1 pseudogene is annotated in these 268 nt (G+C 66.0%); it reads left to right on the top strand.

The features are described from left to right. Positions 1-268, top strand: a pseudogene (locus tag SLW56_RS20830) (flagellin type B); the annotation flags it as partial.

Genomic DNA, 268 nt, shown 5'->3' on the forward strand with positions numbered 1-268 from the left:
GGCCCAGACCGGCGTGTACGCCTCGGTGGACAGCAGCAACAAGCTGAAGCTGGAATCGGTCAAGGGCGGTCAGGACTTCTCGTTCACCGCGGGCTCGGCCACCGGTGCCACCGGCATCACCTTCGACCAGAGCGGCATCGCCGCCACCGCCACTGCCGCCGCGGGCACCACCAACTTCCTGAAGGACGTGGACATCTCGACCTTCCAGGGCGCGCAGAAGGCGTTGAGCATCATCGACAACGCGCTGACCTCGGTGAACTCCTCGCGT

This window comes from Xanthomonas sp. LF07-6, assembly GCF_034105445.1.
In the GTDB taxonomy this organism is placed as follows: Bacteria; Pseudomonadota; Gammaproteobacteria; order Xanthomonadales; family Xanthomonadaceae; genus Xanthomonas_A; species Xanthomonas_A sontii.